General features: G+C 75.3%; 18 protein-coding genes. 7 read left to right on the top strand and 11 right to left on the bottom strand.

Going from position 1 to position 21,245, the window contains the following annotated elements:
- On the top strand, nucleotides 1-1,299 hold the full coding sequence (locus Acit_RS03060; protein ID WP_248105588.1) for a M16 family metallopeptidase: 1,299 nt from the start codon (nucleotides 1-3) through the stop codon (nucleotides 1,297-1,299).
- On the top strand, nucleotides 1,296-2,636 hold the full coding sequence (locus Acit_RS13425; protein ID WP_248105587.1) for a M16 family metallopeptidase: 1,341 nt from the start codon (nucleotides 1,296-1,298) through the stop codon (nucleotides 2,634-2,636). The genes Acit_RS03060 and Acit_RS13425 overlap by 4 nt, the downstream gene beginning before the upstream one ends.
- Before the next feature lie 33 nt (nucleotides 2,637-2,669).
- Here the strand turns inward: Acit_RS13425 and Acit_RS03050 are convergent, their stop codons facing one another.
- Entirely contained in the window at nucleotides 2,670-4,136 is a 1,467-nt protein-coding gene (locus Acit_RS03050) for a glycoside hydrolase family 1 protein (protein ID WP_248105580.1), read from the bottom strand.
- A gap of 62 nt (nucleotides 4,137-4,198) precedes the next feature.
- On the opposite strand from Acit_RS03050, the gene Acit_RS03045 reads away from it, so the two are divergent.
- Nucleotides 4,199-5,038, top strand: a complete 840-nt coding sequence (locus Acit_RS03045) for a helix-turn-helix domain-containing protein (protein WP_282436138.1) — start codon at nucleotides 4,199-4,201, stop codon at nucleotides 5,036-5,038.
- Here Acit_RS03045 and Acit_RS03040 read toward each other — a convergent pair.
- Nucleotides 5,032-5,808, bottom strand: a complete 777-nt coding sequence (locus Acit_RS03040) for a maleylpyruvate isomerase N-terminal domain-containing protein (RefSeq protein WP_248105578.1) — start codon at nucleotides 5,806-5,808, stop codon at nucleotides 5,032-5,034. The genes Acit_RS03045 and Acit_RS03040 overlap by 7 nt on opposite strands.
- 64 nt (nucleotides 5,809-5,872) lie before the next feature.
- Nucleotides 5,873-6,895, bottom strand: coding sequence for a nitronate monooxygenase (locus Acit_RS03035; RefSeq protein WP_248105576.1), 1,023 nt, complete (start codon nucleotides 6,893-6,895; stop codon nucleotides 5,873-5,875).
- A 57-nt stretch (nucleotides 6,896-6,952) separates the two neighbouring features.
- Between Acit_RS03035 and Acit_RS03030 the strand changes: the two genes are divergently transcribed.
- On the top strand, nucleotides 6,953-7,903 hold the full coding sequence (locus Acit_RS03030) for a pirin family protein (protein ID WP_248105574.1): 951 nt from the start codon (nucleotides 6,953-6,955) through the stop codon (nucleotides 7,901-7,903).
- A 184-nt stretch (nucleotides 7,904-8,087) separates the two neighbouring features.
- Here the strand turns inward: Acit_RS03030 and Acit_RS03025 are convergent, their stop codons facing one another.
- Nucleotides 8,088-8,507 (bottom strand): DUF3054 domain-containing protein, encoded by a 420-nt coding sequence (locus tag Acit_RS03025; RefSeq protein ID WP_248105572.1) that lies wholly within the window; start codon nucleotides 8,505-8,507, stop codon nucleotides 8,088-8,090.
- A gap of 124 nt (nucleotides 8,508-8,631) precedes the next feature.
- Here Acit_RS03025 and Acit_RS03020 point away from each other — a divergent pair, with 124 nt between their 5' ends.
- Nucleotides 8,632-9,387, top strand: a complete 756-nt coding sequence (locus Acit_RS03020) for an SDR family NAD(P)-dependent oxidoreductase (RefSeq protein WP_248105570.1) — start codon at nucleotides 8,632-8,634, stop codon at nucleotides 9,385-9,387.
- Nucleotides 9,388-9,432: 45 nt separating this feature from the next.
- On the opposite strand, the gene Acit_RS03015 is transcribed toward Acit_RS03020, so the two are convergent.
- The 4 genes from Acit_RS03015 to Acit_RS03000 all read right to left on the bottom strand — a co-directional run bounded on the left by Acit_RS03015 (nucleotide 9,433) and on the right by Acit_RS03000 (nucleotide 13,317).
- Complete coding sequence (locus Acit_RS03015; protein ID WP_248105568.1) at nucleotides 9,433-10,407, bottom strand: MBL fold metallo-hydrolase; 975 nt, start codon at nucleotides 10,405-10,407, stop codon at nucleotides 9,433-9,435.
- Nucleotides 10,404-10,904, bottom strand: a complete 501-nt coding sequence (locus Acit_RS03010) for an SRPBCC family protein (protein ID WP_248105566.1) — start codon at nucleotides 10,902-10,904, stop codon at nucleotides 10,404-10,406. The genes Acit_RS03015 and Acit_RS03010 overlap by 4 nt, the downstream gene beginning before the upstream one ends.
- 12 nt (nucleotides 10,905-10,916) lie before the next feature.
- The gene (locus Acit_RS03005; RefSeq protein WP_248105564.1) at nucleotides 10,917-11,969 is read right to left on the bottom strand and encodes a hypothetical protein; all 1,053 of its coding nucleotides are present in this window, start codon (nucleotides 11,967-11,969) and stop codon (nucleotides 10,917-10,919) included.
- 73 nt (nucleotides 11,970-12,042) lie between these two features.
- Nucleotides 12,043-13,317 carry a cytochrome P450 gene (locus tag Acit_RS03000; protein ID WP_248105562.1) on the bottom strand — a complete coding sequence of 425 codons (1,275 nt, stop codon included), beginning with the start codon at nucleotides 13,315-13,317 and terminating at the stop codon, nucleotides 12,043-12,045.
- Between the two features lie 216 nt (nucleotides 13,318-13,533).
- On the opposite strand from Acit_RS03000, the gene Acit_RS02995 reads away from it, so the two are divergent.
- Nucleotides 13,534-14,667 carry a glycosyltransferase family 4 protein gene (locus tag Acit_RS02995; protein ID WP_312709280.1) on the top strand — a complete coding sequence of 378 codons (1,134 nt, stop codon included), beginning with the start codon at nucleotides 13,534-13,536 and terminating at the stop codon, nucleotides 14,665-14,667.
- On the opposite strand, the gene Acit_RS02990 is transcribed toward Acit_RS02995, so the two are convergent.
- Entirely contained in the window at nucleotides 14,627-16,324 is a 1,698-nt protein-coding gene (locus tag Acit_RS02990; protein WP_248105560.1) for a carbamoyltransferase family protein, read from the bottom strand. The two genes, Acit_RS02995 and Acit_RS02990, sit on opposite strands and share 41 nt — an antisense overlap.
- A gap of 200 nt (nucleotides 16,325-16,524) precedes the next feature.
- On the opposite strand from Acit_RS02990, the gene thiC reads away from it, so the two are divergent.
- Nucleotides 16,525-18,336: a phosphomethylpyrimidine synthase ThiC gene (gene thiC, locus Acit_RS02985; protein ID WP_282436137.1), complete on the top strand. Its 1,812-nt coding sequence runs from the start codon at nucleotides 16,525-16,527 to the stop codon at nucleotides 18,334-18,336.
- On the opposite strand, the gene Acit_RS02980 is transcribed toward thiC, so the two are convergent.
- The gene (locus Acit_RS02980) at nucleotides 18,299-19,036 is read right to left on the bottom strand and encodes a hypothetical protein (RefSeq protein WP_248105558.1); all 738 of its coding nucleotides are present in this window, start codon (nucleotides 19,034-19,036) and stop codon (nucleotides 18,299-18,301) included. The two genes, thiC and Acit_RS02980, sit on opposite strands and share 38 nt — an antisense overlap.
- A gap of 163 nt (nucleotides 19,037-19,199) precedes the next feature.
- The gene (locus Acit_RS02975) at nucleotides 19,200-21,185 is read right to left on the bottom strand and encodes a hypothetical protein (protein ID WP_248105556.1); all 1,986 of its coding nucleotides are present in this window, start codon (nucleotides 21,183-21,185) and stop codon (nucleotides 19,200-19,202) included.
- Nucleotides 21,186-21,245: the final 60 nt, after the last annotated feature.

The following is a 21,245-nucleotide window of genomic DNA, read 5'->3' as shown; positions in this document are numbered from 1 at the left end:
GTGGCGCCCCCGGCACGGACCCTCGAGTTGGTGCGCGACCAGCTGGCCAACGGCCTGGAGGTCGTGGTGCTCCCCGACCACGCCGTCCCCGTGGTGGCGGTCAGCGTGGTCTACGACGTGGGTTTCCGCTCGGAACCCGAGGGGCGGACCGGATTCGCCCACCTCTTCGAGCACCTCATGTTCCAGGGCTCGGCCGGGGTCGGGAAGATGGAGCACGCCCGCCTGGTCCAAGGAGCCGGGGGGGTCTTCAACGGCCACACCCGACCGGACCTGACCTCCTACTACGAGGCCCTGCCGGCCCCGGCCCTGGAGCTGGCCCTGTTCCTGGAGGCCGACCGGATGGGGCGGCTCGCCCTGGACCAGGAGAAGCTGGAGAACCAGATCGCCGTGGTCCAAGAGGAGATCTGGGTGAACGTCCTGAACCGGCCCTACGGGGGCTTCCCCTGGATCGACCTGCCCGCGGTCGCCTTCGACAGCTTCGCCAACGCCCACAACGGCTACGGCTCCTTCGAGGACCTCGAGGGCGCCAGCCTGGAGGACGCCGCCGCCTTTTACCGCACCTACTACGCCCCGGCCAACGCCGTGCTGGCGGTCTGCGGGGACTGCGAGCCCGAGCGGGTCCTGGCCCTGGCCGAGGAGCACTTCGGGCCGATCGAGGCGAGGCCGAAGCCGGCCCGGCCGAGCTTCGCCGAACCGCCCCTGCCCGAGCCCCGCCGCCGGCAGGTGACCGACCCCCGGGCCCCGAGCCCCGCCGTGGCCTACGGCCTGCGGGCCCCGGACCCGGTGGGGGACCTGGACCGGCTGCTGGACTGCCTGGTGGTCGCCGCCCTGCTCGGCGACGGGGACGCCAGCCGGCTCCGGCGGCGGCTGGTCCACGAGGAGGGGGTGGCGACCGACGTGGGCTGCTACCTCGGGACCTTCGGGGACCCCCTCTCCATGCGGGACCCGCTGCTGTTCCAGGTCACCCTCTTCCACCCGGGGGTGCGCCCCGAGGGGGCCCTGTGGGAGGCGATCGTGGCGGAGCTCGGCCGGCTGGCCGAGGAGGGCCCGGCCCCCGAGGAGCTGGCCCGGGTCCGCGCCGTGCTGGAGGCGGAGCGCTGGCGGGGCCAGGAGGACGTCTTGGACCGGGCCCTCGAGGTGGCCGACCTGACGGTGATCCACCAGCGACCCGAGCTGCTCGTCGAGCTGCCGGCCCGCCTCGGCGCGGTCGACGAGGCCCGGGTGCGGGCCGCGGCCCGCTGGCTGGCCGAGCAGCACCCGGCGGTCCTGGAGGTCCTGCCGGGCGGGGAGGCCCGGTGAACGCCCCGGCCCGGCCCCCGGTGCCCGAGGTGACGGCCCAGTTCCGCCTGGGGGAGTGGGCCGAGGCCACGCTCCCCGGCGGCGTGGTCGGCTGGGCGGTCCGGCGGGCCGCCGTGCCCCTCGTGGAGCTGCGCCTGGCCTGGCCCCTGCCGGCGGCGGCCGCCGAGCAGCGGGCCGCCCTGGCGGTCCTCGACGAGTCGGTCCTCGGCGGGACCACGAAACGGGACCGGGCCGAGCTGGCCGGCGCGGTCCAGCGCCTGGGGGGCTACCTCTCGGTGGAGGTGGGCCGGGACCGGGCGGTGCTGCGGGCCGGGAGCCTCGCCGAGGAGCTGCCGGCGCTGCTGGCCCTCGTCGGGGAGGTGCTGCACGACGCCCAGTACCCTGAGGGGGTGGTGGCCGGGGACCGGCGGCGGGTGGCCGAGGAGATCCTGCTGGCCCGCAGCCAGCCCCGGGTGCTGGCCGGCGAGGCCCTCGACCGGCGGCTCCATCCCCGCCACCCCTACGGCCAGGGCCTGCCCAGCCCGAGCGCCGTGCGGCGGGTCCGGGCCGAGGGGCTGCGGGCCCTGCACCGGACGGTCTTCGGGCACCCCGGTGCCCGGCTCGTCCTCGTCGGCGACTGGCCGCCCGCCGAGGCCCTGGCCCGGGTGGAGGAGGCCCTTGGGCCTTGGTTCGCCGAGGCGGCCACCCAGCCGACCTTGGCGCTGCCCGAGCCGCTCGGGGCGCCGCCTGCGGGGCCCCTGGCCCTGGTGAGGCGAGCGGGGGCGGTGCAGAGCACCATCCGGATCGGGGGGCCGGCCCCCCGCCGAGCCGATGCCTCCTGGCCGGCCACGGTCCTCGCCAACCTGGCGTTCGGGGGCCTCTTCAGCAGCCGGCTGGTCGAGAACCTGCGGGAGCGCCGGGGCTACACCTACTCGCCCCACTCGGGCATCGAGCACCGCCTCGCCGGGTCCCGGTTCCTCGTGGCCCTGGACGTGGCCACCGAGGTGACCGCCCCGGCCCTCGTCGAGGTGGCCTACGAGCTCGGGCGGGCCGCGGCCCTCGGGTTCGACGCCGACGAGGTGGCCGACGCCCGGCGCTACGCCCTGGGCAGCCTGCTGCTCGCCACGGCCACCGGCGGGGGCCTGGCCGGCTCGCTCATCGGGCAGGCCCTCGATGGCCTGCCGGCCGACTACCTAGAGCGCCACAGCGCTGCCCTCCAGGCGGTCGAGCCCGATGCCGTCCGGGCGGCGGCCCGGCGGCTCCTGGCCCCCGCCGGCCAGCGGACCGTGGTCCTGGGCGACCCGCAGGTGGCCGAGGAGCTCTCGGCCCTCGGGCCCCTGGCGGTGGCCGACCGCTGAGCCCCGCTCGGACCGGGCCAGCCCGGGCGGGGCTCAGCGGGCCGAGGCCAGGCGGTCGACGACGCTCGGGTCCCCGGCCCGGAGCCCAGCGATGATCCGGGCGTAGGTGCCGGCCGCGTCCTGGCCGAGGCTGTCGTGCTCGGACCAGCGCAGGCCCCGCTCGCGGTCCACGCCGAAGAGGCCGAAGCGGGGCTCGTAGCTGCCCCACTCGTAGTTGTCGGCCAGGGTCCAGTGCAGGTAGGCCTCGATGGGCAGGCCCTCGGCCAGGCCCGCCAGGACGGCGCCCAGCATGGCCCGCAGGTAGCGGGGACGGTCCCAGCCGTCCAGGCGGGGGAAGGCCCGGCCCCGGCGGACCCGGCTGGCCAGGCCGTTCTCGACGATCCAGACCGGCAGGCCGGTGGCAGCGGCCGCCCGGCAGAAGACGAGGAGACCGGCGGGGTCCACCACGTCGTCCCACAGGGGCCGGCTGATGGACCAGGAACGGCCCCCGGCGGTCGGCTGGCCGGGGAGCCGCAGGTGACGGGACAGGTAGGGGTTGTAGTAGTCGACCCCGACGGCGTCGAGGGCCCGGAGCTCGGGGTCCTGGCGGCGAGCGGCCACGGTGGCCGAGAGCCCGGACCGCAGCGGTCCCTCGAAGCGGCGCCGGACCAGGCGGCGGAACCACCGGTCCACGGGGTCCGGGGGCGGCACCAGGGCGTCCCAGGCGGCCCGGGCGGCGGCCAGCCAGTCGGGGAAGCGGCCCGGGTCGAGGTCCGCCGGGTCGGCCACCAGGAGGTCCAGGCCCAGGCGGTCGACCTCGTGGACCGAGGCCGCCGCGGTGTTCGTCGTCACCCAGGCCTCGGGTTGGCGGCGCCGGATCCGCCCGCAGGCCAGGAGGTGGCCGGCCAGGAGGTGGTCGAAGGCGGCCAGGGCCGCCCGGAGGTCCCGGCGGCCCGGGGGGAAGAGCCCGAGCAGGTAGCTGCCGAAGGCCACGACGTTCGGCTCGTTCAGCGTGACCCAGTGCCGGCAGTGCTCCCCGAGCCGGGCGACGGCCGCCTCGGCCCACCCGGCGAAGCGCTCCGGGGCGGCCGGGTCCAGCCAGAACTCCTCGCCGAGCCAGGCCGGGTGGGTGAAGTGGTGGAGGGTCACCACCGGGGTCAGGCCCCGCTCGGCGCAGGCCAGCAGGATCTGGCGGTAGCGGGCGAGGGCCGCCTCGTCGAGCTCCCCCGGGGCCGGCTCCACCCGGGCCCACTCCACCGAAAGCCGGAAGGTGTCGCAGCCGAGGGCCGCCACCTTCTCCAGCTGCTCCTCGGCGCGCCGCCAGAAGTCGAGGGCGATCCCCGAGGGCTCGACCCGCCCGGCCCGCTCCCAGGCCAGCCAGTTGTTGGCCGGCTCGCCCGGTCCGTTGTAGCCGCCCTCGACCTGGAACCCTGCGGTGGCCACCCCGAAGCGGAAACCCGGGGGCAGGAGAGATCCGGACGGTCCGCCTCGGTCCGGCGGCGTGCTCAAGGTGCCGCTCATGGCCCCGAGCCTGGCACGAAACGGGTCGGGACGCCGGGAACGCAAAGCTCGACCGGCCGCTCATGGCAGGTGTGCCCGACCGCCCCGGTCGCCGGCGCAGGGGCAGCCTTAGGCTTGGCACCGTGCGGAGCGGTGGGAGCGTGGGCGGGGACGCCGATGTTGCTTCGGTGGCGAATCTGGTGGGAGAACCGGCCCGGGCTGCCGCCCTCATGGCGTTACTCGATGGTCGGCCCAAGCCGGCGGGCGTGCTCGCTGCCGAAGCCGGCGTGGCGCCCTCGACGATGTCCGGGCACCTGGCGCGCCTGGTCGCTGGCGGGCTGGTGACGGTCCGACGGGAAGGTCGGCAGCGGGTCTACGGGTTGGCCCGACCGGAGGTGGCCCAGGCACTCGAGGCACTGGCTCGGGTCGCACCGCGCCAGTCGGTGAGGTCCCTGCGTCAGGGCACCTACGCCGAGGCCCTCCGACGGGCCCGAACGTGCTACGACCATCTGGCAGGTCGGCTGGGCGTAGCCCTTCTGGACGGCCTCCTCGCCCGCGGACTGCTCGAGGAAGAGTCGGGAGATGCCTGCCTTGGTGGGCCTCCCTCCCGCTCGTATCGGCTGACGCCTTCGGGTCGGGCGGCGCTGGCATGCGTGGGCGTGGACCTTTCGAGCAGCGGGCGAAGACCCCTGGTCCGCCCCTGTGTGGACTGGAGCGAGCGTCGGCCCCACCTGGCTGGTGCTCTCGGCGCTCGCCTGTTGCGGCGGTTGCTGGAGCTCGGGTGGCTTCGGCTGGGCGAACGCCGGATCGTCCTGGTGACGGCCAGCGGGAGGACTGCCCTCGAGGAGGTCCTGGGGGTCGACCCGGCCAGCTGGGACCTGGCCCTTCTGCCGCCCGGCGCGGGCCTCGACAGGGCTCAGTAGCCGGCCAGGAGGGTCCGCAGCTCCGCCAACAGGTCAGGACCAGCGGGGACCCGGACCCGTCGAGGGTCGGCGGGCTGCCGACCCCAGAGCACGAGGAGGCGGGCAGCCGGGTCGGCGACGAGCGCCGGGTCCTCGGTGCCAGTCCCGTGTTCGAGCCTGGCGCCCTCCTGGTCGACGACCACGACGACGTCGGGGGTATCAGGGGAGTGCAGGGCGATGCGGCGGTTGTTCGACGAGGGGCGGGGCGATCGGGACACGAGCACTCGGCCCAACGACGCCACCGCGTGCTCGGTCAACTCCGGCTGTCCGAGCAGGCGGAAACCGTCCCCGTCGTCGCCAACGAGGTCCCACCGGTGCAGGGCAAGCTCGCTTCGCAGATGGGTGACGAAGCTCGCCACAGCCATCCGACGACCGGTCCAGGGCACGATGGCCTGGGGATCGCGCTGGAGCACCGCTTCGATGGCACCAGTCACTCGGTCCAGACTGGTGGCAAGGGCCGCCTTGAGCACGGCTGGGCCCATTGACCGATAGGGGGCTTCGCGTTCCTCGAAGGACCGGGTCGGGGGAACTGGGCGTCCCTCACCGAAGGCTTCCAGCGTCCGGGCGATCTCAACCGCCCCGGCCGCAAGATGCGCGGTCAGCTCGTGGGCCCGCCAGAGGCGACACGCTGTGGCAGCGTCGGGCGGGGTTCGTTCGAGGGTCTCGAGGAACGCTTCTCTCTCGGGTTCCAGGCTGCTCGCTGGGCGGTTCGATCGGTTCGGGCTCGGCATGGGCCGCACCGTAACCGTCGAACACTTCGCTTTGAACCGAAATGTGGATGCCATGCCGGGGCGATCAGCCGGCGGGACAGAGCCGCTCGACGATCTCCCCGGCGGGCCGGGCCTCGGCGAGGGGAAAGGCGGTGCCGGCCCAGAGGTGGAGGACCTCGAGGTCGCCCCTGGCCGCGGCGGCCTGGCGGAGGGGCCGGGTGGCGTGGTGGATCTCGGGGTAGCAGCCAGGGGCGTCCCGGCCGGCCAGGGCCAGGCGGTTGGCCAGTCCCCGGGCGAAGCGTCCGGTGAAGGCCCGGGTGAGGACGGTGGTGGGGAAGCGGCCCGTCTGGAGGGCCTGGCGGTGGGCGTCGCTGGTGCCGGCCTCGTCGGCCAGCAGGAAGGCGGTGCCGCACTGGCAGGCGAGGGCACCGGCCCGCTGGGCCCGCTGGATCGCCGCCGCGCTGCCCAGCCCCCCTGCGGCCAGCAGGGGCCGGTCGGTCACCCCGCGGAGGGCCCCGAGGAGGTCGAGGAGGGGGAGCTGGCCGTCGAGGTCGTCCCGGGTCCCGCCCCGGTGCCCGCCCGCCTCGAGGCCCTGGGCGCAGAGGCCGTCGGCCCCGGCCGCCACCGCCTCGCGGGCCTCGTCGGGCCGCGTGACGGTCACCACCACGAGGCAGCCGGCCTGGTGGAAGGCGTCGACCACCTCCGCCGGGGGGCAGCCGAAGACGAAGCTGACCAGTGGGGGCGGCTCCGCGAGCAGCAGGGCCAGCTTGGCCTCCCAGTCGTCGTCGTCGTGGCGGGGTTCGCCGAGCTCGACCCCGAGCCGTTCCGCCTCGGGACGGAGGGCGTCGAGGTAGGCGTCGAGGGCCTGGCGGTCCGGGCAGGGCCCCTGGGGCACGAAGAGGTTGACCCCGAAGCGGGACACCCCCCGGGCTCGCAGCTCCTCGAGGTCCGCCGCCAGCTGGGCGGCGCTGCGGTACCCGGCGGGGAGCAGGCCCAGGCCGCCCGCTTCGGCCACCGCGGCCACGAGGGCCGCCCCGGTGGGTCCCCCGGCCATGGGGGCAAGGACCAGGGGCCGGGGGCCGAGGAGCTCCCGCAGGTCGCGGCGCACGGGCCCGACCGTACCGGCTCGGCGACGCCCGGCCGGGCGTGGGAGGCTCGGGTGGTGATGAGCGGGCCGCTCGAGCGCGACGAGGCGGCGACCGGCGCATCCCCGGGCGCAGGGCCCGGGCAGGCCGAGGTCGAGCTGTTCCGGGGACGGGCGACCGAGGTGGGTGGGGTGCCGGTCACCCGCCTGTTGCCCCAGCGGGCCCGGCGCAGCGTCGGACCCTGGTGCTTCCTCGATCTCCTCGGTCCGGTCTCGACCGGGCCCGGCCGGCCGGGCCTGGCCGTGCCGCCCCACCCGCACTGCGGCCTGCAGACCGTGACCTGGCTCCTCCACGGGGAGGTCCTGCACCGGGACAGCCTGGGGAGCGAGCAGGTGGTGCGCCCCGGCGAGCTGAGCCTCATGACAGCCGGTCACGGGGTGGCCCACGCCGAGGAGCCCACGGGGCGGGCCCTGCCCCGCCTCCAGGGGGCGCAGCTGTGGATCGCCCAGCCGGCGGCCACCGCCGGGGGTGCCGCCGCCTTCGAGCACCACGTCGACCTCCCGGTCCTCCCCCTCCCGGGGGGCGGCCAGGCCCGGGTGCTGGTCGGGGAGCTGGCCGGGGCCCGCTCGCCGGCCCGCCGGGACACCCCCCACCTCGGGGCGGAGCTCCGGCTGCCCGCTGGTTCCCTGCGCCTGCCGGTGCGGGCCGCCGACGAGCACGGCCTCTGCCTGCTCGCCGGGGGCCCACTGCGCCTCGGGCTTCACCGGCTCGAGCCCGGTGTCCTCGCGGTGTGGCCGCCTGGGCGGGACGTCGTGACCGTGGAGGCCGAGCGGCCGGCGGTCGTCTTGCTGCTCGGCGGGCCGCCCTTCGAGGAACCGCTCGTCATGTGGTGGAACTTCGTGGGCCGCAGCCGGGTGGAGCTCGCCGAGGCCCGCCGCGCCTGGGAAGCCGGCGAGCCCCGCTTCGGGCCGGTCCGGTCCGCGTTGCCCCGACTGGTGGCGCCCCCGCTGCCGTGGGACACGGCGCGTTGAGGGAGCCAGGGGCGGGCTGCGGCGCCCGGCGCTGAGCACCGAATGGCCCTGTCCTCGCCAGCGTTGTGGAGTTTGTGTGACACAACGACGCCGCATGCCGAACCGCTCGCACGCCGGCGTTGTGGAGTTTGTGTGAAACAACGGCGGCGGCGCCCCCCGGGGGCGTCCTCCTGGCCGTCGCGGGTCAGGGGACCGGGTGGCTCCGGTGGACCGCCTGGGAGCGCCGGTCGAGGCCAGCGGCGACGAGGAGCGCAAGGACCCGCCAGCCGACGAGGAAGAGCGCCAGGAACGCCGCGGCGACCCCGAGGAAGACGGCGTCGACGCCCTGGTGGCCGATGGCCCGGAGGGCCATGCCCCAGCCGACGGTGCTGAGCCAGACGGGCAGACCAGTGCGGCGGGCCGAGAGGGGATCCTGCCAGGCAGCGCTGACGAGCCAGCCGAGGGCGGCGCCCGCGAGGAAGGGCCAGGCGGTGGAGGCGACGCCGGCGAGGCTGAGGCCCTTGGCGTGGGCCATGCGGCCGAGGACGACGAAGAGGAGGACGAGGAGGGCGTCGAGGAGGAGGGCGAGGGCCCGGGTGCCGGGGCGGGACAGGGGGGAGGCCACGGCAGGACGCTAGCGGGGGGCTCGGGGCCCCGGCAGCGGCTGCTGGCGGCGAACCGCCGGCCAGGCAGGGCGGGGCGGCCCGTGCGGGCTGGAGCGCGGGGTGGCCGACGGCCAGGATGGGGCCATGAGCGCAGCGAGGGGCGTGGCGGTGGTGACGGGGGCGAGCAGCGGGATCGGGGCGGCGACGGCCCGGGCGCTGGCCGGGGCGGGGTTCGAGGTGGTGGTGGGGGCCCGGCGGCTGGAGCGGCTGCGGGAGGTGGCCGACCCGATCGGAGCCCGGGCGCTGCCCCTGGACGTGACCGACCCGGCGTCGGTGGAGCGGTTCTGCGCCGAGGTGCCCGAGTGCCGGGTGCTGGTGAACAACGCCGGGGGGGCCATCGGCCTGGAACGGATCGAGGAGGCCGACGAGGCGGACTGGCGACGGATGTACGAGACGAACGTGCTGGGGACGCTGCGGATGACCCGGGCGCTGCTGCCGAAGCTGGAGGCCAGCGGGGACGGGGTGGTGGTGATGGTGGGGTCGATCGCCGGGCACGAGGCCTACGTGGGCGGCGGGGGGTACAACGCGGCGAAGTTCGCCGAGCGGGCCCTGACCCGGGCGTTGCGCCTGGAGCTGCTGGGCCGGCCGGTGCGGGTGAGCGAGGTGGACCCGGGGCTGGTGGAGACGGAGTTCTCCGTGGTCCGGTTCCGGGGGGACGCCGAGCGGGCCAAGGCGGTCTATGAGGGCCTGACCCCGATGCGGGCCGAGGACGTGGCCGAGTGCATCCTGTTCTGCGTGACCCGGCCGGCGTGGGTGAACGTGGACCAGCTGGTGGTCCTGGCCCGGGACCAGGCCGGGGCGAGCGTGGTGCACCGGCGTCCGTCGCCCGAGGGCGCCTGAGGGCCCTGGGGGCCCGCTCCCCGGGTCCCGCCGTCGGGGGCGGGCTCAGGGGGCTGGCGGGGGCGGGAGGAGCCGTCCCATGGCGGCGAGGAGGTCGAGGGGCTGGGCCGGGGCGTCCTGGCCGAGGTCGCGGTAGCAGGCGGCGAGGTTGGCGGCCAGGCGTTCGGGCTCGAGCCAGTGCGCCACCTCCGGGTCGAAGCCGCCGGGGTCGAGCCGCCCGAGGGCGTCCTCGTAGGGCACCCCGGCGGCCACGAGCGCCTCGGCCCGCTGGAGGAGCTGTTCGAGGTAGCGGCGGGTGGCGGCGAGGAGGCGGTGGTCCCCGGGGGCGCCGTGGCCGGGGACGACCCGCCAGCCGACGGCCTCCTGCTCGAGCTGGGCGAGGGTGGCGATCCAGCGGCGGACGGGCCCGGCCCAGACGACGGGGTGGCTGCCGGCGAAGACGAGGTCGCCCGTGAAGAGGACGCGGTCCTCGGGGAGGAGGACGACGAGGTCGCCGGCGGTGTGGGCCGGGCCGACCGGGCGGAGCTCGACCGGCTGGCCCCCGACGTGGAGGGTGAGGGGCGCGTCGAGGGTCCGGTCGGGGAGGCGGAGGGGCAGGTCGGTGAAGTCGAAGCGGTCGAAGGCGTGGGCGAGGAGCCGGCCGGCGTCGCCGAGGGCCGGGGCCTGGGCGCAGAACGCCGCCAGGGCGCTCGGGGGCAGGGCGGCGAGCTCCTCGGCGCAGGCCGGCGTGGCGAGCACCTCGGGGACCTCGAGGAGGCCGGCGCCGTAGCAGTGGTCGCCGTTCGCGTGGGTGATGACCAGCCAGCGGAGGGGCCCGGCGCCCCGGAGGAGGGGGTCGAGGCCGGCGAGGAGGGCCTCGGTGGTGCGGCGGTCGAAGGGGACGTCGACGAGGAGGGAGGCCTCGGGGCCGAGGACCAGGCCGCTGTTGGCCAGGCCCCAGCCGCCGGGGAGCTGGAGGTGGCAGGCCACCCGGGGGGTGAGGGGCTGCCAGCCGGAGGTCGGGCCGGGGGGCCCGCTCACGGGGTCCGCCCAGGGTCGACGGGGTCGCGGCGGGCCTGCGCCTCGGCGGCGGCCTTGAGGCGGGCGAGGGTCTGCTCGACGCCCCGGGCCACCCGGTCTGCCTGGCCGACGAGGCGGTAGTAGAGGAGGACGATCCAGGGCTCCCGGACCATCTGCCAGCGTTCGGTGACCCGGCAGCCGAGGGGGGTGGGTTCGAGGTCGTAGGACCAGAGGGTGTTCGGCCGGGCGGGGTCGCGGCCGACGGCGAAGGCGAAGCGGACCCCGGGCTGGGCGTCGGTGACGGTGGCGACGGAGGTCCAGCGACGGACCAGGGGCAGGCGGTTGGTGCCCTGGAAGCGGGCCCCGACGACCGGGCCCTGGTGGGGCGGGAGCCAGCGGGCAGCCACGGTGATGGGGGAGAGCTGGCCGATGCGGGTGACGTCGGCCACGAGCTGCCAGACGAGGGTCGGCGGGGCCGCGATCTCGACGCTGCGGCTGCCCTCGATCCGAAGCGCCATGGCCGCAGGTGGTCAGCCGACCGGGACGGGCGGGGGGGCCGGTTCGGCCGGGGCGTCGAGGGGGGCCGTGGTGGTGACCGGCTCGACCGGTTCGGTGGGGCCGGGCAGGCCGACCGGGTGGGCGGCCCGGGGCCAGAGGGCGAGGGCGTAGAGGACGAGCATGGGCCCGAGCTGGGGGTCGGTGGCCGAGCCGGTGAGGAGGCCGCCGAGGTTCTGGCCGACGACCCAGTAGAGGACGGAGACGACGACCCCGACCTTGAGAGCGGTGGTCCGGGTGAGGGGCCGGAGGGCGGCGATGCCGACCCAGACCTGGACGAGGGCCATGAGGAGGGCGGCTTCGAGGCCGTGGCCGGCGACGAGGTGGGCGACGGCCCGGTCGAGGCTGGCGAGGAAGCCGGGCTCCCCGTCGGCGTTCGCCCGGAGCTGGGCGGCGAGGGCGTTGGGGGCCCAGTTGGCGTGCTCGAGCTCCAGGAGGGCGGTGCCGACCCAGATGGCGCTCCAGAGCCCGAGGGCCCCCCGGCTGCCGAGCAGCCCGCCGTCGGCGGGCGAGGCGAGCCCGTCGGGCCCGGCGCTGGCGGACGGGGATCGCCGGGGCCAGAGGGCCAGGGCCAGGAGGATGTAGACGACGGCGGCGCCCGGCGAGCCGTCGATGGCCATGGAGGCCTGGGGGAAGGGCATCTGCCCGAGGGCCTCGCCGACGATCCAGGGCACGAGGGCCCACAGGCAGGTGCCGGCCAGGCCGAGCTTCTCGCTCCGGCGACGCAGGAGGGCGAGGCCGATGGCGAGCTGGACGAGGGCGGCGAGGGTGTTGAAGACGTCCTGGCGGAGGGCGGTGCCGTAGGTGAGGGTGACGGCGAAGTGGATGAGGTCGGTCAGGGGGTTGGGCCGGCCCATGGTGTTGTACTGCAGGACCGTCCCGGCGAAGCTGTCGCCGCCCCGGCTGTACATGCTGGGCTGGAACTGCAGGAGGCCGTCGAGGATCCAGACCAGGCCGAGGGCCACGACGAGGCGCCGACGCCAGCGGTCGGGCCCGACCTGCCACCAGCGCCGGAGGGAGGCGAGCACGGGGCCATGCTAGGGGTCGGCGTCGCCCCCCAGCGAGCCGGGCCCCGGGGCCGCGGCGAGCCGTCGGGGCGGCTCAGGGGCGGCCGGGGCGGAAGCGGTAGCGGACGGGGAGGTGCTTGGGGCCCGAGACGAAGTTCGACTGGGCCCACTCGACGGGTCCGGCCGGCTCGATCTCGGCGAGGTCCTGGGCGAGGCGGGCGTACATGGTGCGGAGCTCCCGGCGGGCGAACTGGGCGCCGAGGCAGAAGTGGGCGCCGATGCCGAAGCCGAGGTGGCGATCGGCGTTGGGCCGCTCGAGGTCCATGCGGTTCGGGTCGGGGAAGACGGTCTCGTCCCGGTTGGCGGAGGGGTAGCTGAGGAGGACCCGCTGGCCGGCCCGGACCGGGACGCCCTCGACCTCGGTGTCGGTCGCCGCGTAGCGGAGGAAGTGGCGGACCGGCGAGGTGAGGCGGAGGGCCTCCTCGGCGGCCGCCACGGCCCGGCCGGGGTCCTCGGCGATGGCCGGGAGGATCTCGGGCTGGCGGAGCATCTGGTGGAGGCCGCCGGACATGGCAAAGGACGTGGTGTCGTGGCCGGCGGTGGCCACGATGATGTAGTACCAGAGCCGCTCGGCCTCCCCCATGGGCTGGCCGCCGGGCTGGCCGTTGGCGATGACGGTGGCCAGGTCGTCGCGGGGGTGGCGGCGGCGGTCCTCGGTCAGGGCGGTGAAGTACTCGATGAAGGTGGTGACCGAGGCGACGAGCGAGGCGTGGGGGTCGGTCGGGTCGAGCATGTACTCGGGGTCCCCGGCGCCGAAGAGCCCTTGGGTGAGCTGGAGCATGAGGGCCTCGTCGGACTCGGGCACCCCGTAGATGTCCATGATGACCCGCAGGGTGAAGGGCTGGGCGATGTCCTGGGCGAAGTCGCAGGTGTCGCCCAGGTCGGCCATCTTCTGGACGAACTGCTGGCAGATGGCGTCGATGCGGGGCTGGCGGGCGTTGACCGTCTGGGGCTTGAACCACTCGGCGGTGACCTGGCGGTGGAGGTGGTGCTCCTCCCCGTCGAGGTGGACGAGGGTCCGGGGCTCGGGGATGCCGGCGGCCAGCATGGCCTGGTACTCGGCTTCGGGCTGGAGGACCGAGCGGGGGGTGTTGAGCCAGGTCTGGTTGTCCCGGGAGACCTGCTGGACGGTCCGGTAGGCGAGGACGGCGAGGAAGGGGGCGAAGCCCTCGACCTCGATGGGCCAGACCGGGGCCCTTCGGCGGGCCTCGGCGACCGCGGCGTGCCAGTGGTCCATGTCGGCCCAGGCCTCGGGCCGGACGAGCAGGCGGCCGAGCTCCTCGGTGAGGCCGAGGTCGGTGGTGGTCACGTCCCCTCCCTCCGTCGTGGACCGCCGGGCGGTCCGCTGCTGGACCCCGCCGGCCTGGAGGGTAGCCGAAGCGCGACCATCGTGGCAGATCCTGCCGGGCGTTAGCACTCGCGGTCGACGAGTGCTAATCTGGTGGTGGGCCGCCCCGAGGGCTGGTGCCGACGCGGGGTGGCGACGCCAAGCGGAGGCAGGCAGCTGACAGAGGAGGTCCAAGCGGTGCGGATCGCCATCGTGGCCCCGCCCGTGGTGCCGGTGCCGCCGCCCGCCTACGGCGGCACGGAGCGGGTCCTGGACGTCTTGGCCCGGGGGCTGGTGGCCGCCGGGCACGAGGTGGTGCTGTTCTGCACGGGGGACAGCAGCTGTCCGGTCCCCCGGGCCTGGGTCTACGAGGAGGCCCTGGGGGTGGGGGCCCCGGGCCCGGTGCCGGAGCTTCGACAGGCCCTGGCCGCCTACGAGGCGGTGCAGGACTGCGACGTGGTCCACGACCACACCCTGGTCGGCCCGCTCTACGCCGACCGGTTCCCGTGGCTGGCGGTGGTGACGACGAACCACGGGCCCTTCGATGGGGAGCTCGGGCCGATCTACCGGGTGATCTCCCAGCGAGTCCCGGTCATCGCCATCTCGCACCACCAGGCGAAAACGGCGAAGGGGGTGCAGCTGGCGGGGGTGGTGCACCACGGCCTGGACCTCGACCAGTTCCCGGTGGGCCGGGGCGAGGGCGGCTACGCGTTGTTCCTGGGCCGGATGCACCCGGACAAGGGGGTGCACCTGGCGGCCCGGATCGCCCGGCGGGCCGGGGTGCCGCTGAAGATTGCCGCGAAGATGCAGGAGCCCCTGGAACGGGCCTACTTCGAGGCTGAGGTGGCCCCGCTGCTGGGCGGCTCGGTCGAGTATGTCGGGGAGGTCGGCGGGGCGGACAAGCTGGCGCTGCTCGGGGGGGCCAGCTGCCTGCTGAACCCCATCCAGTGGGCCGAGCCCTTCGGCATGGTCATGATCGAGGCCCTGGCCAGCGGCACGCCGGTGGTGGCCACCCCCATGGGCTCCGCGCCCGAGATCGTGGAGCCGGGGGTGACGGGGTTCCTGGGGGCCAGCGAGGAGGAGCTGGTGGCCGGGGTGCGCCGGGCGGCGGCGCTGGACCGGGCGGCCTGCCGGCGGCGCGCCGAGGAGCGGTTCTCGGCGGCGCGGATGGTGGAGGACCACCTGCGGATCTACCGGCGGGTGCTGGCCGAGCGCCGGCGGGACCTCTTCGGAGCCGGCGAAGACGCCGGGGAGGCCATCGAGGGCCAGGTGCCCTCGGCGGCCGGGGAGGTCAGCTCGGATCGAGCTGGCGGCGGCGCTCGGGCTTCATGACCAGGAGGTCGCCGAGGACGAGAGCGTCCATCTCGGTGCGGAGGAAGTCGGCGACGGCCTCCTCGGGGGTGTTGACCATAGGCTCGCCCCGGACGTTGAAGCTCGTGTTGAGGACCACCGGCACGCCGGTCAGGTGGTCGAAGGCCTCGATGAGACGCCGGAAGCGGGGGTTGAAGCCGGCGGTGACGCTCTGGAGGCGGCCGGTGCCGTCGACGTGGGTGACGGCCGGGATCTCGGCCTGGCGTTCGGGGCGGATGGCCTCGACCATGGTCATGAAGGGGTTGGGCCGGTAGTCGACGAAGTAGTCGGGGCCCCGCTCGTGGAGGATGGCCGGGGCGAAGGGCCGGAACCACTCCCGGCGCTTGACCCGGTGGTTCACGACGTCGCGCATCTCGGCCCGGCGGGGGTCGGCGAGGATCGAGCGGTTCCCGAGGGCCCGCGGCCCGACCTCGCCCCGCCCCTGGTACCAGCCGACGACCAGGCCGGCGGCCAGGAGCTCGGCGGCCCGGGCGGCGGGGTCGGCGGGCCGCTCGAGGGGCAGGCCGGTGGCGGCCAGGGCCCGCTCGGCGGCCGCCGGGGGGTGCTCGGGCCCAAGGAAGGGGTGGTCCATGACGTAGCGGCGGGGGGCGCCCCGCAGGACGTGGTGGACGTAGAGCGCGGCCCCGAGGGCGTTGCCGGCGTCCGAGGAGAGCGGCTGGACCCAGAGGTCCTCGAAACCGGCCTCCTGGAGGAGGCGGAAGTTCATGACCGAGTTGAGGGCCACGCCGCCGGCCAGGCAGAGCCGGGGCAGGCCGCTTCGTTCCCGGAGCCAGCGGGCCAGGTGGAGCCCGGCCTCCTCGACGAGGAGCTGGACGGCCATGGCGAGGTCCTTGTCCCGCTCGGCGAGGGGCCCCTCGGGCTGGCGGGGCGGGCCGTAGCGGGCGAGGAAGCGGCGGGAGACCGGTTTCCCTTCCCGGTGGTAGCCGAACCAGCGGAGGTCGACCCGGAAGCGGCCCTGCTGCTCGAGGCGGACCAGCTCGGCCAGCTCGCGGGCCAGGCGGGTGGAGCCGTAGGGGGCCAGGCCCATGACCTTGCCCTCGTCCGCGTTCGGGGTGAAGCCCAAGAACCAGGTGATGGCCGAGTAGACCTCGCCGAGGGAGTCGGGGTTGGCGATCTCGGCCAGGACCTCGAGCTGGTTGCCCCGGCCGACGGCCAGGGTGGTCGAGAGGAAGTCCCCGCCGCGGTCGACGGTCAGGACGGCGGCCTGTTCGAAGGGGCTGGCGAAGAAGGCCGCGGCGGCGTGGGCGTCGTGGTGGCCGACGTGGACCAGGGGCGCCCGGAAGCCGTAGCGGCGGCGGAAGTCCAGCTCCTGGGCGAGGAGCCGGAGGTCGACCACCCCCTGGGCGGCCAGGCGCTTGGGGGCCAGGCGGCGGATCGCGTCGGCCCCGCCCCGGGCCAGGTCCAGCCAGGGGCGCTGGGCGACGGCCACCGCGTCGAGGTCCTGGGGGTCGAGGCCACCGGCGCGCAGGCAGTAGGCGACGGCGTCGTCGGGGAAGGCCTTCGTGTGGGGTCGGCGGTCGAAGCGCTCCTGCTCGCCGACGGCCACCACCTGGCCGTCGACGAGGAGGCAGGCGGCGGTGTCGTGGCTGAAGCAGTTAACTCCGAGGATGGCGGTCATGGCGGTCGGGGATTGGTCGGCGCGCCCGGCGGCGAGCTGGTCGGTCCGGTCGGACCCTAGCGAAGTGGCGGGCGGTCCGGGGGCCAGGTGCGCGAGGATGGCCCCGACGGGAGCTCGGGCGAACCGGGCTGAGAGGGCGCCTCAGAGCGGCGCCGACCGTGGAACCTGATCCGGGTAATGCCGGCGGAGGGAGGAGAGCCATGCGGCGCAAGGTGTACGAGGAGCGCGAGGTGCTGGTCGGGGGGCAGCCCCTGCGGCTGGCCATCCCGTGGACCGAAGTCCTGCTCCAGCCCTCGGCGGGCCCGGAGGGTCCGGTCGAGAACCCGCCGGTGCGGCTCTACGACACGAGCGGCCCCGGCGGAGACCCCGAGACGGGCCTGCCCCGGCTGCGGGAGCCGTGGCTGACGGCACGGGGGGACTGCGAGGAGCGCAAGCCGATGGGGCCGGGGGCGGCGACGGGCGCCGACCGCGAGGGCGAGCGGGCCGGGTTCCCCCCGTTCCGGGGGCCGGCTCGGGCCGTCCGGCGGGCCAAGGCGGGGCGGCGGCCGACCCAGCTGGCCTACGCCCGGGCGGGGGTGGTGACCGCGGAGATGGCCTTCGCTGCCCTGCGGGAGGGGGTGGACCCGGAGGTGGTGCGGGCCGAGGTGGCGGCCGGGCGGGCCATCGTGCCGGCGAACGTCAACCACCCGGAGGCCGAGCCGATGGTCATCGGGCGGCGGTTCCTGACGAAGGTGAACGCCAACCTGGGGACCTCCTCGGTGCGGTCCTCGGTGGCTGAGGAGCTGGAGAAGCTCGCCTGGGCGACCCGCTTCGGGGCTGACACGGTCATGGACCTCTCGACCGGCCCGGCCATCGGGACCACCCGGGAGTGGCTGATCCGGAACTCGCCGGTCCCGGTCGGCACGGTCCCGATCTACGAGGCCCTGGAGCGGGTCGGAGGACGTCCCGAGGCCCTCTCCTGGGAGGTGTTCCGGGACACGGTGGTGGAGCAGGCCGAGCAGGGCGTGGACTACATGACGATCCACGCCGGGGTCCGGCTGGCGTTCGTGCCGCTCACGGTCGGTCGGGTGACGGGGATCGTGAGCCGGGGAGGCTCGATCATGGCGGCTTGGTGCCTGGCCCACCACGAGGAGAACTTCCTCTACACGAACTTCGAGGAGCTCTGCGAGATCCTGGCCCGCTACGACGTGGCCTTCTCCTTGGGGGACGGCCTGCGGCCCGGGTCGGTGGCCGACGCGAACGACGAGGCCCAGCTGGCCGAGCTTCGGACCCTGGGGGAGCTGACCGAGGTGGCCTGGGCGCACGACGTGCAGGTCATGATCGAGGGACCCGGGCACGTGCCCCTGGACAAGGTGGCGGAGAACGTGGCCCTGCAGCAGGAGTGGTGCCACGGGGCGCCCTTCTACACCCTGGGCCCCCTGACGACCGACGTGGCCCCCGGCTACGACCACATCACCTCGGCCATCGGGGCGGCGGTCATCGCCATGGCGGGCACGGCCCTGCTCTGCTACGTGACCCCGAAGGAGCACCTGGGCCTGCCGGACCGGGAGGACGTGCGGGCCGGCATGGTGGCCTACAAGATCGCGGCCCACGCGGCCGATGTGGCCAAGGGCCACCCGGGGGCCCGGGCCTGGGACGACGCCCTGTCGAAGGCCCGGTTCGAGTTCCGCTGGGAGGACCAGTTCGACCTGGCCCTGGACCCCGAACGGGCCCGGGCCTTCCACGACCAGACCCTGCCGGCCCCGGCAGCGAAGACCGCCCATTTCTGCTCCATGTGCGGCCCGAAGTTCTGCTCCATGCGGATCAGCGCCGACCTCCGCCGGGCGGCCTCGGCGGGAGCCGGGGCGGGCCACGAGACGGTCGACCCGGCGGTGGCGGCCGGCCTGGCGGCCAAGGCCGCCGAGTTCCGGGCCCGGGGCGGGGAGCTCTACGTGTCGCCGGCCGAGCTGGCCTCGCCGCCGGAGCAGCTGGCGGTCAGCGGCGGGGCAGGGTCGCCGACAACACCAGGGTGACCAGACCGGCGATGACGATGCCCGCCGCGGTCAGGGCCAGGCCCAGGTGGCCCTGGGTGACCGTGCCCAGGCTGGTCAGCTGCTGACGGACCAGGCGCCACTGGGCCCAGGCCAAGAGCCCTTGGCCCGCCCCCCAGAGGAGCAGGGCCACGCCGAGCAGGGCCAGCCAGGGCCGCCAGCGGTCGGCGGGGGCTCGGGGGGCCGCCTCGGGCCGAAGCGACTCCACCCGGGGCGATGCGACCCGAGGCGATTCGACCGGCGCTGACCCGGGCGGAGCCGACCAGGACGGCTCTGCGGCCGGGGCCGCTGGGTGGGGCGTGGCCGGGAACGCGGCCGACCAGGGGTCGCCGCCGGTGCTGGACGCGGGCTCGGCGAGCGACGGGCCGGCGCTGGCCGCGGGGGGCGACGGCTCGGTGACGGTCGGGCCGACCCCGGGCAGGGAGCCCAGCGAGGCGGCCTGGTCCGGCGCGTCGTCGGGCGGCGTCGCCGGTGCCTGGGGCGTCGGGGCTGCCGGCGTCGTGGGGTCGGCCGCCGGGACGGCACCGGGGTTCGGGGGGGCCGTGGGCGAGGCAGGGTCCCAGTAGTAGGCCTGGTAGCCGGGATAGGCACCCTCGAAGAGCCCTGGCGGGGCCGTCTCGGGCGGGTACCAGCGCCCGTCGGAGGCAAGCCACCAGCCGGGCCCCTGCGGTATCTCGCTCATGACCCCTCCTGATCGGCGGGGCCGGCCCGGGATGCCCGGTGGCCGGCCGACGTGCCCCTCCATGCTCGCGCGGCCGGTGGCCCGGAACGAGGACCAGGGTTCGGCAGGGCTCCCGGAGGGTGCGGGACCCTCGAGGGTGGGTGAGGACCGGCGGGGCCCGTGGTCAGGGGGTCGGGTGGGCCAGGTGGACGGCGCTGGTCACGTCGGTGGTGCAGGGCCCGGTCCCGCAGACGTCGGGCACGGTCCCGGGCTCGAGGAAGGTGATGAGCTGGCGCTGGGCGGCCGGCAGGCTGCGGGGAATGAAGTCGTGAGGGTCGATCCCGGCGGTGGGTGGCACATCCGTCAGCGGGGGCGGGGGGCTGTGGGGGTCCTCCCAGACGTAGAGCGTGGCTGGCGCCCTCGACGAGGCACCGCTCGCTGCCGTGGTCGCGGTGGGGAGCCGGGCGAAGGGGTTGCCGTGGACCAGACCGGCCGGGAGGGCCGGGCGGTGGACGGCGGCGTCGAGGGTCCGGGCCTCGATCTCGGTGGCGAAGTTCGACACCTGGTGGTCACCGAAGGCCATCTGCAACAGGACCTGGTGCGGTGGGGTTCCCGGCAGGGGGTGGGTGGTGAGCTGCTCCACGTAGCCGTCCGTCTCGCCTCGGTCGAACAGCATCTGCAGGACGTCGAGGATGAGCTGCTGGGTCACCTCGTTGGGGTAGCTCTTGTCCAAGAACGGGTAGAGGGGGGCGAAGTCGACGCTGCGGGGCAAGAGGATCGAGTAGTTCATTGACGGCACGCCCAGAACGGCCCGGCGCCACAGCGGCGAGATGGCCGTCAGCGCGCCGCCCATCAGGCTGCCTTCGCTGTTGCCGTCGTAGGTCAGGGGTTCGGCGGTGTCGATGAACGGCCGGTGCGATGGGCCCGCCGACTGAAAGGCCGGGTTGGCGGCCAGGCCGTGTGGGCTGGCCTCGAGACGAGCCAGGTAGAGGGCGTCGATCATGGCTTGCTGCAGATGGTCCGGGAGGCTCGGGAACGCCGACAGGTTCGCCAGCAGGCCGGCGTCGGTGAGCACGTCGTTCCCGTCGAGACCCAGCCAGTTGGTGGAGCAGAGCACCAACCGGTAGCGATCGGCGAGGTCCCGCACGCCGGTCACGGTCATCTGGGTGGCCACCGAGAACAAGCCTTTGCCGTAGAGGACGGGCCGGCCCGGGGTCACCGGGGAGCTGGCCGCGGCCGGGTTCGGGTCGACCGATCGGGGGATGAGGCACGAGAAGACGGCCTGCTCGACGTCCCCGGCGGCCGTGGTGGGCAGACCGTTGGGCCCGAGCCGGAAGGTGTCGGTCCGGCCGCCGTGGGCGCTTTGGGCGAGGTCGGTGACTGCAGTCACCTGGTAGTGGGGCAGCCCGCCGTGCAGGTCGGCGAGGGCCACGTCGCGCATGTGCAGCACCGGGTCGGTCAGGTTGGCCGTGCTGATGACGGTGAAGTCCCATGCGAGGTACAAGCCGGTGGTCCTGACACCAGCGTCATGGTGCAGCAGGGTGAGCAGACGCCGCTCGTGGGCGGCCAGCACGGCGCCGCCCGGCTCGGACGGGGTGCCGCCGTGGAGGATGGTGGCGAAGGCGCCAGTCGGGCTGATCAGGGTGCCGCTGGCGGTGCGCAGGTCCCGAAGGGCCACGACGATCCGATGCCCTTCGGAGAGATCGGCGGCCGGATGCACGAGAAGCAGGGGGTCAGCGTGGTCGGGGTCGCGAGCGTCGATCTCGCCCCACCACGCCAGTCGACGCCCGGTGGTGGCGTCGAGGAGGACCACCGGAGCCGAGGGAGCCACTGATGCGGCGACCTGGTAGGGCCCGACGATCCCGGAACGGGCGGGGTCCAGTCCGGGGACCTCCACCTCGATGGTGGAGCCAGGGGAGAAGCCGTCGTTGGCGTTCCAGGCGGCAGGGTCGATGGGCTGGCCCTGGACGTTTCGGGGCATGGTGGCCACCGGAAAGTCCACCCGACGGCCTGACGAGGTCGACGGGTCCGCCACCGTGTAGTCGTCACTGGGGAACGGCAGCATGCAGTGCTGGCCGCCGAGCGGGTCGCACACCGGGGCGCCGGGGACTGCCGCCCCCCATGTGGTCCCCGGCCCGTGCACGGTGATGGCGTGGGGGACCGGTGCCACGCTGAGGACTGGCGTGGCGACGTTGGTCTTCGATCGAGCCGGCCGGGTCGACGTGCCGCA

It is taken from the genome of Aciditerrimonas ferrireducens, assembly GCF_023130475.1.
In the GTDB taxonomy this organism is placed as follows: domain Bacteria; phylum Actinomycetota; class Acidimicrobiia; order Acidimicrobiales; family UBA8190; genus Aciditerrimonas; species Aciditerrimonas ferrireducens.
The sequence above is the reverse complement of the archived record's forward strand: the minus strand, read 5'-3'. Positions and strand labels throughout refer to the sequence as shown.